At 70.4% G+C, this 13,509-nt stretch carries 16 protein-coding genes and 1 pseudogene; 11 read left to right on the top strand and 6 right to left on the bottom strand.

Translation table 11 applies throughout. The annotated features are described in order from the left end of the window. The coding region (locus tag ACWCP8_RS18515) for a sterol carrier protein domain-containing protein (RefSeq protein WP_451116960.1) at nt 1-176 on the top strand (176 nt) is incomplete at its 5' end. Nucleotides 177-457: 281 nt separating this feature from the next. Here ACWCP8_RS18515 and ACWCP8_RS18510 read toward each other — a convergent pair. After that, nucleotides 458-1,267, bottom strand: a complete 810-nt coding sequence (locus ACWCP8_RS18510; RefSeq protein ID WP_352262164.1) for an Fpg/Nei family DNA glycosylase — start codon at nt 1,265-1,267, stop codon at nt 458-460. An 83-nt stretch (nt 1,268-1,350) separates the two neighbouring features. Beyond that, a complete protein-coding gene (locus tag ACWCP8_RS18505; RefSeq protein ID WP_352262166.1) occupies nt 1,351-1,839 on the bottom strand; it encodes a ribose-5-phosphate isomerase in 489 nt (162 codons plus the stop codon). Between the two features lie 252 nt (nt 1,840-2,091). On the opposite strand from ACWCP8_RS18505, the gene ACWCP8_RS18500 reads away from it, so the two are divergent. After that, the gene (locus ACWCP8_RS18500) at nt 2,092-3,561 is read left to right on the top strand and encodes an amino acid permease (RefSeq protein WP_328627807.1); all 1,470 of its coding nucleotides are present in this window, start codon (nt 2,092-2,094) and stop codon (nt 3,559-3,561) included. 654 nt (nt 3,562-4,215) lie between these two features. On the opposite strand, the gene ACWCP8_RS18495 is transcribed toward ACWCP8_RS18500, so the two are convergent. Further along, entirely contained in the window at nt 4,216-4,809 is a 594-nt protein-coding gene (locus ACWCP8_RS18495) for a biotin transporter BioY (protein ID WP_352262171.1), read from the bottom strand. A gap of 260 nt (nt 4,810-5,069) precedes the next feature. Here ACWCP8_RS18495 and ACWCP8_RS18490 point away from each other — a divergent pair, with 260 nt between their 5' ends. Together ACWCP8_RS18490 and ACWCP8_RS18485 are read left to right on the top strand one after the other, a co-directional pair. Beyond that, on the top strand, nt 5,070-6,461 hold the full coding sequence (locus ACWCP8_RS18490) for an amino acid permease (protein WP_352262173.1): 1,392 nt from the start codon (nt 5,070-5,072) through the stop codon (nt 6,459-6,461). A 44-nt stretch (nt 6,462-6,505) separates the two neighbouring features. Next, nucleotides 6,506-6,793, top strand: a pseudogene (locus tag ACWCP8_RS18485) (hypothetical protein); the annotation flags it as partial. Here the strand turns inward: ACWCP8_RS18485 and ACWCP8_RS18480 are convergent. Together ACWCP8_RS18480 and ACWCP8_RS18475 are read right to left on the bottom strand one after the other, a co-directional pair. Then, a complete protein-coding gene (locus ACWCP8_RS18480) occupies nt 6,783-7,415 on the bottom strand; it encodes a histidine phosphatase family protein (protein WP_352262175.1) in 633 nt (210 codons plus the stop codon). The pseudogene ACWCP8_RS18485 and the gene ACWCP8_RS18480 sit on opposite strands and share 11 nt — an antisense overlap. Further along, on the bottom strand, nt 7,412-7,885 hold the full coding sequence (locus tag ACWCP8_RS18475; protein WP_451116935.1) for a hypothetical protein: 474 nt from the start codon (nt 7,883-7,885) through the stop codon (nt 7,412-7,414). The genes ACWCP8_RS18480 and ACWCP8_RS18475 overlap by 4 nt, the downstream gene beginning before the upstream one ends. A gap of 189 nt (nt 7,886-8,074) precedes the next feature. Between ACWCP8_RS18475 and ACWCP8_RS18470 the strand changes: the two genes are divergently transcribed. The 5 genes from ACWCP8_RS18470 to ACWCP8_RS18450 all read left to right on the top strand — a co-directional run bounded on the left by ACWCP8_RS18470 (nt 8,075) and on the right by ACWCP8_RS18450 (nt 11,630). Continuing rightward, entirely contained in the window at nt 8,075-8,716 is a 642-nt protein-coding gene (locus ACWCP8_RS18470; protein ID WP_451116933.1) for a superoxide dismutase, read from the top strand. 157 nt (nt 8,717-8,873) lie between these two features. Continuing rightward, nucleotides 8,874-9,212: a metalloregulator ArsR/SmtB family transcription factor gene (locus tag ACWCP8_RS18465; RefSeq protein WP_030970052.1), complete on the top strand. Its 339-nt coding sequence runs from the start codon at nt 8,874-8,876 to the stop codon at nt 9,210-9,212. After that, nucleotides 9,209-9,940: a DUF2071 domain-containing protein gene (locus tag ACWCP8_RS18460; RefSeq protein WP_352262179.1), complete on the top strand. Its 732-nt coding sequence runs from the start codon at nt 9,209-9,211 to the stop codon at nt 9,938-9,940. Before ACWCP8_RS18465 ends, ACWCP8_RS18460 begins: the two co-directional genes overlap by 4 nt. 203 nt (nt 9,941-10,143) lie before the next feature. Beyond that, nucleotides 10,144-10,794, top strand: a complete 651-nt coding sequence (locus ACWCP8_RS18455; RefSeq protein ID WP_352262181.1) for a CatB-related O-acetyltransferase — start codon at nt 10,144-10,146, stop codon at nt 10,792-10,794. After that, nucleotides 10,791-11,630, top strand: a complete 840-nt coding sequence (locus tag ACWCP8_RS18450; protein ID WP_451116930.1) for an MOSC domain-containing protein — start codon at nt 10,791-10,793, stop codon at nt 11,628-11,630. The genes ACWCP8_RS18455 and ACWCP8_RS18450 overlap by 4 nt, the downstream gene beginning before the upstream one ends. A 6-nt stretch (nt 11,631-11,636) precedes the next feature. Here ACWCP8_RS18450 and ACWCP8_RS18445 read toward each other — a convergent pair whose 3' ends face one another. Beyond that, nucleotides 11,637-12,215 (bottom strand): TetR/AcrR family transcriptional regulator, encoded by a 579-nt coding sequence (locus ACWCP8_RS18445; protein WP_352262184.1) that lies wholly within the window; start codon nt 12,213-12,215, stop codon nt 11,637-11,639. An 80-nt stretch (nt 12,216-12,295) separates the two neighbouring features. Here ACWCP8_RS18445 and ACWCP8_RS18440 point away from each other — a divergent pair, with 80 nt between their 5' ends. Then, nucleotides 12,296-13,114 carry an NAD(P)H-binding protein gene (locus tag ACWCP8_RS18440; RefSeq protein ID WP_382836225.1) on the top strand — a complete coding sequence of 273 codons (819 nt, stop codon included), beginning with the start codon at nt 12,296-12,298 and terminating at the stop codon, nt 13,112-13,114. Next, on the top strand, nt 13,111-13,500 hold the full coding sequence (locus tag ACWCP8_RS18435; protein ID WP_451116927.1) for a pyridoxamine 5'-phosphate oxidase family protein: 390 nt from the start codon (nt 13,111-13,113) through the stop codon (nt 13,498-13,500). The genes ACWCP8_RS18440 and ACWCP8_RS18435 overlap by 4 nt, the downstream gene beginning before the upstream one ends. Nucleotides 13,501-13,509: the final 9 nt, after the last annotated feature.

Raw genomic sequence — 13,509 nt, 5'->3', positions numbered from 1 at the left:
ATCCGGCGGATCTGGCGCTTTCCGTACGGGAGCTGGGATCGGTGTACCTGGGCGGCGAATCGCTGGTCTCACTGGCACGGGCCGGGCGGGTACAGGAGCTGCGGGCGGGCGCGGTGGCGGAGGCGGCGTCGGCGTTCTCGGGGATGGTGGAGCCGTGGCTTCCGTGGGGGTTCTGAGGGCCGTCCCGTCATCCCTGGTGGATCAGCGCGCGGCGTCGGATGCGGTGCATCGCAAGACGGAGGGGCATCCCCGTACCGGGCGTATTCGGGCGCTCCGACAACGCAGCGAGGTGCCGTGGCTGTCGTCGTGCGCCCGCCAGGGATCACGGGACAGTCCTTGGCGGGGGTGACGTCGCCGGAGGCGCCCGGCGGTCGTTCGGGGCTCGGAGAAGACCCGCGGCCTCGAAGGCGCCTGCATGAAGGGAAATCAAGCCCGTCCGGCGATTGAGGACACGAGGCTAGGCGCGCTGGCAGGTCGGGCACCAGAAGAGGTTGCGGGCCGCCAGCTCCGCCGCGCGGATCTCCGCGCCGCAGATGTGGCACCCCTGCCGAGCCCGCCGGTACACGTACACCTCGCCCCCGTGGTCGTCCACCCGCGGCGCCCGCCCCATCGTCTCCGGCATGTGCTCCGGGCGCACCGTGTCGATCCGGTTGTTCCGTACACCCGCGCGCATCAGCGTCACCAGGTCCGCCCAGATCGCGTCCCACTCCGCACGGGTGAGGTCCTTGCCCTGGCGGAACGGGTCGATGCCGTGCCGGAACAGGACCTCCGCCCGGTACACGTTGCCGACGCCCGCGATGACCTTCTGGTCCATCAGCAGCGCGGCCACCGTGATACGGCTGCGTGAGATCCGCCGCCAGGCGCGTTCGCCGTCCTCGTCGGTCCGCAGCGGGTCCGGGCCCAGCCGGTCGTGTATCGCGCGCTTCTCGGGTTCCGTGATGAGGGCGCAGGTGGTCGGGCCGCGCAGGTCCGCGTGGTGGTCGTCGTTGGCCAGACGCAGACGGACGGTGTCCGTGGGCGGCGGAACCGGTGTCGTACCGAAGTGGAGCTTGCCGAACAGGCCGAGGTGGATGTGGATCCACCCGGCGTCCTCGAAGCCGAGGAACAGGTGTTTGCCGTGCGCGTCGACGCCGGTGAACCCACGGCCGTCGAGGAGCGCCGCGCTGTCCGAGAACCTGCCCTGCGGGCTGCTGACCCGCACCGGCCCGCCCACGAACCGGTCGCGGTGGTCCGCGGCCAGGCGGTGGATCGTGTGTCCCTCGGGCACGGCGGCGGCTCTCCTCGGTGTCGTGGGATATGGGGAAATGGCTGTGCCGCCGGGCAGGCCGGCGGCACGGGGGGGTGGGGCGGTCAGCCCTGCTGCGGGTGGTGGGCCGGGATCGGGGGAAGCTCGCCCGTCGTCTCGTACGCCGTCAGCATCTCGATGCGGCGGGTGTGACGCTCCTCACCCGAGTACGGCGTGGCGAGGAAGATCTCGACGAACTTCGTCGACTCCTCCACCGTGTGCATGCGGCCACCGATGGACACCACGTTGGCGTTGTTGTGCTCGCGGCCGAGAGCGGCGGTCTGCTCGCTCCAGGCGAGCGCGGCGCGTACGCCCTTCACCTTGTTGGCGGCCATCTGCTCGCCGTTGCCGGAGCCGCCGATCACGATGCCGAGGCTGCCCGCGTCCGCGGCCGTCTTCTCGGCGGCGCGCAGGCAGAACGGCGGGTAGTCGTCCTGGGCGTCGTAGATGTGGGGGCCACAGTCGACGGCTTCGTGGCCCTGGGCCGTGAGCCACTCGACGAGGTGGTTCTTGAGTTCGAAACCGGCATGGTCTGAGCCGAGGTACACGCGCATGTGTCGAGTGTGGCATGCGGATCACGGGGAAGCCGTCATCGGGGTCGGGACCCTCCGGGCCTACCCCGTGCGGAGCCCTTGTGCGGGGGGGGGTGTGTGCAACCCCACACCGGCAACGATCCGGACAATGATCCGGAAGAGGGGGTTCCGCTTCCGGGGTTCTGCGGGCTTCAATGCCTGGGACTCGCCGCCCACCACCGTGCAGCGGCACAGCCACGGAACCGAGTGATCCAGAACGTAAGGATTCGATCCATGACGCAAACGACTCTGGCAGGGCCGGGCCACCAGCCCGGCGAGCCGGGCCGGGCGGACAAGCCGGGCTCCTCGGACGGGCTCCAGGCCGGTCTCAAGAACCGTCACCTCTCGATGATCGCCATCGGCGGAGTGATCGGCGCGGGCCTCTTCGTGGGTTCCGGTGCCGGTATCGCCGCCGCGGGACCGGCCATTCTGCTCTCGTACGCGCTGGTCGGCCTCATGGTCGTCTTCGTGATGCGGATGCTCGGCGAGATGGCCGCGGCCCGGCCCAGCTCGGGCTCCTTCTCCGCCTACGCCGACCGGGCCCTCGGCCGCTGGGCCGGCTTCTCGATCGGCTGGCTGTACTGGTTCTTCTGGGTCGTGGTGCTCGCCGTCGAAGCCACGGCGGGTGCCAAGATCCTGGAGGGCTGGGTACCGGCCGTCCCGCAGTGGGCATGGGCACTGATCGTCATGTTGGTGCTCACCGCGACGAACCTGGTCTCGGTCAGTTCGTACGGAGAGTTCGAGTTCTGGTTCGCCGGGATCAAGGTCGTGGCGATCGCCGCGTTCGTGGTCGTCGGGCTGCTCGCCGTCTTCGGGCTGCTGCCGGGTTCGGACAACCCGGGCTCGGGGCTCGCGCATCTCACCGACAGTGGCGGCTTCTTCCCCCACGGGCCGGGTGCCATCCTCACCGGTGTGCTCATGGTCGTCTTCTCGTTCATGGGCAGCGAGATCGTGACACTGGCGGCCGGCGAGTCGGAGAACCCGCAGCGCGCCGTCCAGAAGGCCACCAACAGCGTGATCTGGCGGATCGCCGTCTTCTACCTGGGCTCGATCTTCATCGTGCTGACGCTGCTGCCGTGGAACGACGCGTCGATCCTCAAGGACGGCAGCTATGTCGCCGCACTGAACTCGATCGGCATTCCGCACGCCGGACAGGTGATGGACGTCATCGTGCTGACGGCCGTGCTGTCCTGCCTCAACTCCGGCCTCTACACGGCCTCGCGGATGGCGTTCTCGCTCGGCGAGCGCGGTGACGCACCGAAGGCGTTCGCCCGGACGAACAAGCGGGGCGTGCCGCGGGCGGCCATCCTGTCCTCCGTCGTCTTCGGCTTCGTCGCCGTGTTCTTCAACTACCAGTGGCCGGACACCGTCTTCCAGTTCCTGCTGAACTCCTCCGGTGCCGTCGCCCTGTTCGTCTGGCTGGTCATCTGCTTCACCCAGCTGCGGATGCGCGGCATCATCCTGCGCGAGTCGCCGGAGAAGCTGGTCGTGCGGATGTGGCTCTTCCCGTATCTGACCTGGGCGACCATCGCGATGATCTCGTTCGTGCTGGTCTACATGCTGACCGACGACAGCGGCCGTGAGCAGGTGCTGCTCTCGCTGCTCGTCGCAGCGATCGTGGTGGCGATCTCACTGGTACGTGAGGTCCGTCAGCGCAAGGCCGGAACGGCCGCGGTCACGGCGGACGCGTCCGCCGACGCCTGATCCAGCCCGTCCCTGCCTGACGGTCGATGTCGGGTATACCGGGGAGGCTCTCTCCTGCCGCACACCGGGCGAACGGAGAGCCTCTCCACGAACGACCAGCTGCCTGCCCCGATCACCTTCCGCCCCGGCGACCCCGGACATGCGGAGGAACTGGCCGGGTTCCGGACAGGTTCCGCGCTTCGGCCCGGACCTCGTCGGCGTCACCGATGCCGACGAGGTCCGGGCCGCCGCCGTGTACGCCGCCGGGCGCGGACGGCGCGATGCCGAGCGGACCGGGCGCGGACGGGCTCTGCGGACCCTGGCGTTGACCGGGCCGAGGGCGCCGATGATGACGGTGGTGCATCAGTCACCTGGGCAGGCCGCCGGCCGCGGTGCCCAATGCCGTACCGCGACCCCGCCTGTCCGGTGCGGCTGCTGTCGCCGCTCGCCTTAGGGACGTGACGGCGGTACAGGTGCTGTACGCGCGGGCATCCGGGGCCTTGGAGCCGCCGACCGTGGGTCGGTCGCTGAGCTTCTCGTTCGGCGGCGGGGACCGTACCGAATCACTTCACGACGCCCGGACACGGAAGAGGCTCGCCGGTCTGCTGTCGCAGTACGACCCGGCGAGCCTCTTCGGAGGGACTTACGGAAGCGCGTGAGGCGCGTGAGCCTCCGTCAGCCGCGGCGGCCGACGAGCTTCCAGGCGGCGGGCAGCGCGCCCATCGCCAGCGCCGCCTTCAGCGCGTCACCGAGCAGGAACGGCACCAGTCCGGCCGCGATCGCGGCGCTCGCCGACATCCCGGTGGACAGCGCCAGGTACGGGACACCGACCGCGTAGATGATCGCGGAGCCGAGCACCATGGTGCCGGCGGTGCGCAGCACGGAGCGGTCGCCGCCGCGGCGGGCGAGGGCGCCGACCACAGTGGCGGCGAGGAGCATGCCGAGGACGTAACCGAACGAGGCGCCGCCCGCGCCGGAGCTGCCGCCCGCGAACCACGGCATGCCCGCCATGCCGACGAGCGCGTACACGGCGAGGGAGAGAAAGCCGCGGCGGGCACCGAGCGCGGTGCCGACGAGGAGCGCGGCGAAGGTCTGGCCGGTGACGGGGACCGGGGAGCCGGGGACCGGGACGGCGATCTGCGCGGCGATGCCGGTGAGCGCGGCGCCGCCGACGACCAGGGCGGTGTCGATGGCGTAGCGGTGCCTGACGGCGGGCAGCAGGTCGGCGAGGACCGCTCCGGTACGGATGGGGGCGGCAGCAGTGCTCATCGGGACTCCGCGGTGGTGAGGGCAGGTGGGGACAGACTGAGGCTGACGTTAGCCCACGGGTTAACGCTCGATCACCATCAGCCGCCCACAAAGCGGCGGTTGACGGATTGGTGGGGTTCGGACAAAGACCGGTACGCAATCACGTGACGGCGTGATGCTCGTCACTGAGGTGGGGGCCTGGAGGGGGCGCCCGACGGGCTGGGTCTCGCAGCGTGAGACTGTAGGTTCCCCATAAATTATCCGAGAGTGACCCGCACCCCATGCACGACGCCCCTCCCCCCACGCAGCAGGAACCGCTCTCGCACGGGCTGAAGCAGCGCCATCTGACCATGCTCGGCCTGGGCGGGGTGATCGGCGCCGGGCTCTTCGTCGGTTCGGGCGCCGGGATCGCGGTCGCCGGGCCGGGCATCGTCGTGTCGTATCTGATCGCCGGCGCGCTCGCGATGCTGGTGATGCGGATGCTCGGCGAGATGTCGGCCGCGATACCCGCCTCCGGCGCCTTCTCCGTCCATGCCGAGCGAGCACTCGGCCGCTGGGCCGGGTTCAGCGTGGGGTGGCTCTACTGGTTCCTGCTGGTGGTCGTCCTCGCTGTGGAGGCGACGGCCGCCGCACAGATCGCCCACGGCTGGGTGCCGGGCGTGGACCAGTGGGCGTGGGTGCTGGCGTTCATGGTGGTGTTCACCGTCACCAATCTGACCGCGGTGAAGAACTTCGGCGAGTTCGAGTTCTGGTTCGCCGCGCTCAAGGTTGCCGCGATCGTGATCTTCCTGGTGCTCGGGCTGCTCGCCGTCTTCGGTCTGCTCCCGGACACCGATCCGGTCGGGCTGACCAATCTCACCGGGCAGGGCGGCTTCCTGCCGAACGGCTGGGGCGGCGTCGTCTCAGGTGTGCTGACCGTCGTCTTCGCGTTCGGCGGCCTGGAGGTCGTGACGATCGCCGCGGCCGAGACCGACAATCCGGCGCGCGCGGTGGGACGTGCGGTGCGCAGCGCGGTCGTGCGGATCCTCTTCTTCTACGTCGGCTCGATGCTGGTGATCGTCACGGTGCTGCCGTGGACCGCGCAGCAGGCCGGTCTGAGCCCGTACGTGAAGGTCCTGGACGCGATCGGGGTGCCGTCGGCCGGGCAGATCATGAACATCGTGGTGTTCGTGGCGCTGCTCTCCGCGCTGAACGCCAATCTCTACGGCGCGTCCCGGATGGTCTTCTCGCTGGCCGAACGCGGCGAGGGGCCGCGCGGGCTGCTCAAGGTGTCGGGGAGCGGTGGCGCGGGCGGAGTGCCGCGGCGGGCGGTCCTCGCCTCGGTGGCCTTCGGCTTCGTCTCCGTACTGCTCAATCTGAAGTGGCCCGACTCCGTCTTCCTCTATCTGCTCAACTCGGTGGGCGCGGTGCTGCTGTTCGTCTGGGGGCTGATCGCCGCGTCGCAGTTGCGGCTGCGCCGCCGGCTGGAGCGCGAGGCGCCCGAGGCACTGACCCTGCGGATGTGGTGCTTCCCGTGGCTGACCTGGGTGACGCTGGCCGCGCTCGTGGCCGTACTGGTGCTGATGCTGACCGATGACGTGGCGCGCCCGCAGGTGCTGTGGTCGGCGGGGGCGACGGGTCTGGTGCTGCTCGTCGCGGGGGCGCGGGAGCTGCGGGACCGGCGACGGGCCTGACGGGGCGGATCCGCGGCGGGCGTGTACGCAGGTGTTCACCTTGAGCCGAGTCCGAGAACCCGGTGCGGGGCGTCGCCGAGGCGGTCCGGACGGCGATGTGGCGGATCGCGCTCTTCCACGTCGGTTCGATGGCGGTCATCGTCACCCTTGTGCCGTGGGACGACCCGAAGGTCGCGACGCTGCTCGCGCCGGCTGCCATGGCCGCCGTCTTCCTGCTGATGCTGCGCCGGCCCGACACGCGTGACCAGCTGCTGGCGACCGGTGCGCTGACTGTCGTACTGGCGGTCATCGGTGTCGTACGCCAGCGCCGGGCCGCGGCCGTCAAGAACTGACGTCGGGGGCGCACGGCACGTTGAGGGAGAGCAGCGCGCCGCCCTCGTCCCCCAGCTGCACCTCGCTCACCGCCGCGTTGCGCAATTGCGGAAGGACCCGGCGGTAGGCGCCGAGCGGAATCGACAGCAGTTCGCACAGCACCAGCCGCAGCAGCGTGTTGTGTGCGACGACCAGTACCCGCTGCCCCGGATGGAAGTGTGCGATCCGGCGCAGGGCCGCCGTCCCCCGGGCCGCCGCCGTGCGCGGGTCCTCGGCCCCGGGGAAGGGATGGGTCACCGGGTCCGCGACATACGCCTCGGCCCAAGCCGGGTCCTCGGCGGCGAATTCGGCGAGGGTGCGCCCCTCCACCGCCCCGAAGTCGCACTCGCGCAGATCGTGTTCGCGCCCGGGTACGAGGCCGAGCGCCCGGCAGGCGGGTTCGGCGGTCTCGATGGCGCGGGAGACGGTCGACGTCCAGATCGCGGCGACCGGATGCCGGACCGCCCAGTCCGCCAGCTGCTCGGCCTGGCGGCGGCCCTCGTCGGTGAGTGCGACGTCGCTGACCCCGGCGTAGCGGTTCTGGGAGTGCCAGACGGTCTGTCCGTGCCGGGCGAGCAGCAGGGTCGTGGGGAAGATGGTCATCGGCTCTCCGTTCGGGCCCGGGCGTGGGCGGCGAGCGCCCCGGGCCGCCGGCCCCGCCGTTCCAGTTCGTCCACCAGCTTGAGGTACGGCGCGGTGTGGCGGGCAGTGCGCGCCGGGTACGGGCGCAGGACCTGCCGGATTCCGACCGTGTGGCCCGCCGCCGGCGGCTCGTGGTCGCGGGCCGAGGCGTCCAGTCGCGCCGGGACCTGCCCAGGGAAAGCGGCGGCCAGCGTCCCGCTGCCGCTGCCCGACGCTCCGCCGGGCAGCCAACTCCCTTCCGGGGCACGGTAGTTGCAAACCACACCGGTACGGTACCGGACCGGCGAGGCGGTGACGCCCTTGAGGACCGGGGTCGCACCGAGCACCGAATTCCGCGATCCGACGGGCGGCGCGCCGGAGGCGACACCCGAGGCGATCCGCGCCGCGCAGCCGCCCGTCACCCCGGCAGCGATGAACCTGCCCGCCGGCATGCCGGTCTCCTCGGCCCCGCTCGCCCGTCGCCGTACATCAGGCCGGCGGTGAGCCACCTGGCAGTGATCACGCGGGGCGGCCTGCAGCCTTGGACCGAAGGGCTGATCACACTCCCCCGTTCCTGCTGTTAGCCTGCTCTTGCATATAGATTGCAATAACAACAGGACAGCAGCTGGAGGGTTCGCCCCATGGCCACGTACACGCTCCCGGAACTCCCGTACGACTACGCGGCGCTCGAACCGGTCATCAACCCGCAGATCATCGAGCTCCACCACGACAAGCACCACGCCGCCTACGTCAAGGGCGCCAACGACACCCTGGAGCAGCTGGAGGAGGCACGGGACAAGGAGGCCTGGGGAGCCATCAACGGCCTGCAGAAGAACCTCGCGTTTCATCTCTCCGGCCACATCCTGCACTCGATCTACTGGCACAACATGAGCGGCGACGGCGGCGGCGAGCCCCTCGCGGCGGACGGTGTCGGCGACCTCGCGGACGCCATCACCGACTCCTTCGGCTCGTACGCGGGCTTCAAGTCCCAGCTGACGAAGGCCGCGGCCACCACGCAGGGTTCCGGCTGGGGGGTGCTGGCGCACGAGCCGCTCAGCGGCAGGCTGATCGTCGAGCAGGTCTACGACCACCAGGGCAACGTCGGCCAGGGATCCGTTCCGATCCTGGTCTTCGACGCCTGGGAGCACGCCTTCTACCTCCAGTACAAGAACCAGAAGGTCGACTTCATCGAGGCCATGTGGCGCGTCGTCAACTGGCAGGACGTGGCGAAGCGGTACGCGGCCGCCAAGGAGCGCGCCGACGTTCTGCTGCTCGCCCCCTGACCCGGGCGCACGGACGCCCTGCCTCGTGATCGTCTTCTCAACCTTCACCGGCAGGCGGTTGAACGGGGAGCCCCCGCGAGGACGTGACTCGCGGGGGCTCCCCCATTCCCGCATATTTAGCTTGTTTGCTAATTAGCCCATGTGCTAAACATCTGGCATGGCAACGACCGATGACGAGGCGAGCGCCTTCCGCGCCCTCGCCGATCCGACCAGGCGCCAGATCCTGGAGGACCTCCGAGGCGGCGAACTGGCGGCCGGGGAGATCGCGGCCCGGTTCGCGATCAGCGCACCGTCCATCTCCCGCCACCTCGGCGTACTGAAGGGCGCCGGACTGGTCACCGAGCGCCGCGACGGCAACCGCATCCTCTACTCGCTGGCCGAGGACCGGCTGGCGACCAGCATCGGACGGTTCCTGAGCTCCGTCTGCCCCGAGCAGATCGTCCTGCGCCACACCAAGTGGCGGTCCGCCACGCAAGAGGAAGGCGGCACATCATGATCCAGCCCCGACTCTCCAGCGTCATCGAGCGCCGCCTCCTGGTGAACTACCGGGTCACCCCGGACGCCGCCGCCCGCCTGCTGCCCGCCGGCCTGCGGCCCCAGTTGGTACGCGGCCACGCCGTCGCCGGTATCTGCCTCCTGCGCCTGGGCTCCGCACGCCCCACATGGGCGCCCCCGCCGGTGGGTCTGCGCAGCGAGAACGCCGCGCACCGCATCTCCGTCGAGTGGGACGGCCCGGACGGCGTCGAGACCGGCGTCTACATCACACGCCGCGACACCGACTCACGGATCAACTCCTGGGCGGGCGGGCGGATTTTCCCAGGTGAGCACGGTCGCGCCGACTTCACGGTGCACGAGACGCCCGAAGAGGTACGGGTCGCTCTCGCCACCCGGGACGGCGAGATCCGGGTCGACGTCACGGCCGAGGTCGCCGACGAACTGCGCGGCAGTGAACTCTTCACCGATCTCCTGGAGGCATCGGACTTCTTCCGCGCCGGGGCCAGGGGCCTGTCCCCGACGGCTTCAGGCCGCCGTCTCGACGCCATGGAACTGGAAACGGACGCGTGGCGGGTGGAAGCCGGGCGGGTCCGATCCGCGCGGTCGTCCTTCTTCGACGACCCGGACCGCTTCCCGCCCGGCACCGCGACCCTGGACAGCGTCCTGGTCATGCGCGACGTCACCGCCCGCTGGCGCCCGCTACCGACGAGGGCCACGGCCCGTCGCTGACGAGCAGTGTCCATCAGCCCGTCGTGCCCCTTGGCACCGACGGTCCGTACCGCGGTGGCACCCTGCGTCGGCCCGACTGCGACCGGTTCGGTGAACCGGCGCCCTCCCGGCACCTTGCGCCGAGGTCATGGCATTGCCCCCTCGGTATCGAGCGAGCCCTCGAGGAAACGCGAGCCCTTCGGGGTGAATGCGATGATGGCGCCATGAGTCCGGTCCCCGCCGACCCCACCGCTGTGCACCCCATGCCCGGACAGCCGCGTGTGGTCCTGCTGAAGCCCCTGGTGACGTCGGAGCTGATCGAGGTCGGCGCCTACTCGTACTACGACGACCCCGATGACGCGACCGCCTTCGAGACCCGCAATGTGCTGTATCACTACGGCCCGGAGAAGCTCGTCATCGGAAAGTTCTGCGCGCTCGGGACCGGGGTGCGGTTCCTCATGAACGGCGCCAACCACCGTATGGACGGCCCCTCCACGTTCCCGTTCCCCACCATGGGCGGCTCCTGGGCCGACCACTTCGACCTGCTGACCGGACTGCCGAACCGGGGCGACACCGTCGTCGGCAACGATGTCTGGTTCGGCTACGGCTCGACGGTCCTGCCAGGTGTACGGATCGGGCACGGCGCCGTCATCGGTGCCGGATCGGTCGTCGTCGGCGACGTCCCGGACTACGGCATCGTCGGTGGCAACCCGGCGCAGCTGATCCGTACCCGCTACGACGACGAGACCGTCACCCGGCTCCTCGCCGTCGCCTGGTGGGACTGGCCCATCGAGCTCATCACCCGGCACATCCGCACGATCATGTCCGGCAGCATCGACGCGCTCGAAGCGGCTGCCCGGGAGGGGACGTCATGACCATCACCGTTCAGGGACTGGCGTACTACCCCGTCAAGGGCTGCGGCGCTGTTCCGGTCGACCGGGCGGAGATCACCCGGACCGGCCTCGTGCACGACCGTACGTTCATGGTGGTGGACGCCGAGGACGGCGCGTTCCGCAGTCAGCGGACACACCCCGCGATGGCGGCGATCAGGGCCGAAGTCCTGCACGGCGGCGCCGTGTTGGCCCTCTCCGTGCCGGACCTGGAGCCCCTGGAGCTGGGCGTCGACCGGGACGGCCCGCGCCGTGCGGTCAGTATGTTCGACCGTCCGCTCGGCGAGGCGTGCGACCAGGGGGACGCGGTCGCCGAGTGGTTCTCGGAGGTGCTCGGTGCGAAGTCCCGGCTGGTACGGGCCGCGCCCGAGTTCGACCGCGACGGCTGGGGCGAGACCCCCGGCAAGGTCGCCTTCGCCGACGCCCATGCGGTGCTGGTCGCCTCCACCGCGTCGCTGGCCGGTCTCAACACCCGTATCGAGGCCCGTGGCGACGCGGCCGGCGTGCCGATGGACCGCTTCCGCCCGAACATCGTCCTGTCCGGCGCCGACGAGCCGCACTTCGAGGACCGGGTACGCCGGATGACCATCGGATCGGCCGAACTGGCGTACTCCGTGAGGGCGATGCGGTGCAACGTCCCGCTGGTGGACCAGTCGACCGGCCTCCGGGCGGGCCCGGAGCCGGTCCGGACCCTGGCGACGTACCGCCGCGAACCCGACTACGGCAACAAGGTCAGCTTCGGCGTGAAGAACGCGGTGATCCGCGAGGGTGTGGTGGCTGTCGGTGACGCGGTCGAGATCACGAGCCGGCTCGACGCGTGAACCCCGTCAGGCGAGCGAGTCGATCCAGCGTTCCAGCCGGCGCCCTTCGGCGGCCATCAGGTCGGGGTCCCGGAAGGTGTTGGTGAGCAGCGAGATCCCCTGGTAGGCGGCGATCAGGGCGACCGCGAGTTCACGGGAGTCACTGCGGCCCATCGCCCGGAACTGCTGCTCGACCCAGTCGAGCAGCACCTCAATGACCTTGGCGACCGACTGGTCGAGGCCGTCGGCCCGTTTGTCGAGTTCCGAGGCCATGGTCCCGGTGGGACAGCCGTACTGAGCCGTGAGCTCGCGCTGCTCGACCCAGCCGTTCAGGAGTGCCTTGAGCCGGTCCTGGGGCGCGGGAAGCTCGTCGAGCACGCCGATCATCGACCTCAGGCTCTGCGCATGCGCGTCGATCGCCGCCTCGACGAGCTGATCCTTGGTCTTGAAGTAGTAGTAGACGTTGCCCAACGGGACGTCGGCCGCTCGTGCGATGTCGGCGATCGTGGTCTGTTCGACACCTTGCTCGTGAAGTACCCGGGCCGCGGCGGCGGCCAGCCTTTCCCGCTTGCCCGGTGATTGCCGGACACCTTTTGAGTGAGTCACCTGACTAACTGTAGACGCGCGACGGGCGACCGGCTATCGTCACATCTAAGTCAGTCAACTAACTAACACATGGAGTACTCATGATCGTTGCAACGGGTGCGACCGGAAACGTCGGACGGGAACTCGTGCGGATCCTTGCCTCGGCCGGTGAGCAGGTGACGGCCGTCTCCCGGCGGCCTCCGGCGCAACTGCCCGACGGCGTACGGCACCAGCGGGCCGATCTCGCCGATCCGGAGAGCCTGCGCACCGCGCTGGACGGCGCCGACGCACTGTTCCTGCTCGTCGCGGGCGACGACCCGCAGGGCATCCTCGACATCGCAGCAGCGGGCGGGGTCCGGCGCGTCGTACTGCTCTCCTCCCAGGGGGTCGGGACGCGACCGGAGGCCTACCGTCACCCGGGAGCGTTCGAGGACGCCGTCCGCCGGACGGGCCTCGCATGGACGGTCCTGCGGTCCGGCGGCCTGAACTCCAACACCTTCGCGTGGGCCGAGTCGATCCGTACGCAGCGCACAGTCGCCGCACCCTTCGGCGACGTCGGGCTGCCCACCGTCGACCCGGCGGATGTCGCCGAGGTCGCGGCCGTGGTCCTGCGCGACGCCGGCCACGCGGGCCGTACGTACGAACTGACCGGGCCCGCGCCGGTCACCCAGCGGGAACGGGCCGAGGCGATCGGCGACGCGCTGGGCACTCCGGTCCGGTTCGTCGAGCAGACCCGCGAGGAGGCCCGCGCGCAGATGCTGCAGTTCATGCCCGCGCCGGTGGTGGAGGGCACGCTCGGCATCCTCGGCGAGCCACTGGCGGCGGAGCAGAAGGTCAGCCCCGACGTCGAACAGATCCTCGGCCGCGCGCCGCGCACCTTCGCCGACTGGGCCGCACGCGCCGCCGAGTCCTTCCGGTGAAACCACTGCCCGGCTCGGTGGAGGCATTCCTCGCCGAGCCCCTCCTCGCCACCTTGACCACCATGCGCCCCGACGGCTCGCCGCACGTGGTGCCCGTCCGCTTCACCTGGGACGGCGCCGCCGGCCTCGCCCGCGTCATGACGGTGGCCTCCTCGCGCAAAGCCAGGAACCTGGTCGCCGCACCGGGCGGCCGCGCCGTCCTCTGCCAGGCGGCGGGCTTTCGCTGGATCACGCTCGAAGGCGCCGCCGCGGTCCTTGCCGACCCGCTCCGCGTGGCCGAAGGGGTGTACCGCTACACCGCACGCTACGGGTCGCCGCCGCCCGAACCGCCGGACCGGATCGTGGTCGAGATCGCGGTGGACCGAATGATGAACCTCGACACCTGACAGGACCTG

It is taken from the genome of Streptomyces sp. NPDC002206, from assembly GCF_053593595.1.
This window is presented reverse-complemented; position numbering and strand designations above follow the sequence as displayed.

Excerpts from the sequence above, each read along its gene's own strand:
- ACWCP8_RS18490 (WP_352262173.1), top strand. The coding sequence starts at position 5,070 with ATGCACGACGCCCCTCCCCCCACGCAGCAGGAACCGCTCTCGCACGGG.
- ACWCP8_RS18505 (WP_352262166.1), bottom strand. The coding sequence starts at position 1,839 with ATGCGCGTGTACCTCGGCTCAGACCATGCCGGTTTCGAACTCAAGAAC.
- ACWCP8_RS18475 (WP_451116935.1), bottom strand. The coding sequence starts at position 7,885 with ATGCCGGCGGGCAGGTTCATCGCTGCCGGGGTGACGGGCGGCTGCGCG.
- ACWCP8_RS18440 (WP_382836225.1), top strand. The coding sequence starts at position 12,296 with ATGATCGTTGCAACGGGTGCGACCGGAAACGTCGGACGGGAACTCGTG.
- ACWCP8_RS18465 (WP_030970052.1), top strand. The coding sequence starts at position 8,874 with ATGGCAACGACCGATGACGAGGCGAGCGCCTTCCGCGCCCTCGCCGAT.
- ACWCP8_RS18455 (WP_352262181.1), top strand. The coding sequence starts at position 10,144 with ATGAGTCCGGTCCCCGCCGACCCCACCGCTGTGCACCCCATGCCCGGA.
- ACWCP8_RS18495 (WP_352262171.1), bottom strand. The coding sequence starts at position 4,809 with ATGAGCACTGCTGCCGCCCCCATCCGTACCGGAGCGGTCCTCGCCGAC.
- ACWCP8_RS18480 (WP_352262175.1), bottom strand. The coding sequence starts at position 7,415 with ATGACCATCTTCCCCACGACCCTGCTGCTCGCCCGGCACGGACAGACC.
- ACWCP8_RS18460 (WP_352262179.1), top strand. The coding sequence starts at position 9,209 with ATGATCCAGCCCCGACTCTCCAGCGTCATCGAGCGCCGCCTCCTGGTG.
- ACWCP8_RS18470 (WP_451116933.1), top strand. The coding sequence starts at position 8,075 with ATGGCCACGTACACGCTCCCGGAACTCCCGTACGACTACGCGGCGCTC.
- ACWCP8_RS18500 (WP_328627807.1), top strand. The coding sequence starts at position 2,092 with ATGACGCAAACGACTCTGGCAGGGCCGGGCCACCAGCCCGGCGAGCCG.
- ACWCP8_RS18450 (WP_451116930.1), top strand. The coding sequence starts at position 10,791 with ATGACCATCACCGTTCAGGGACTGGCGTACTACCCCGTCAAGGGCTGC.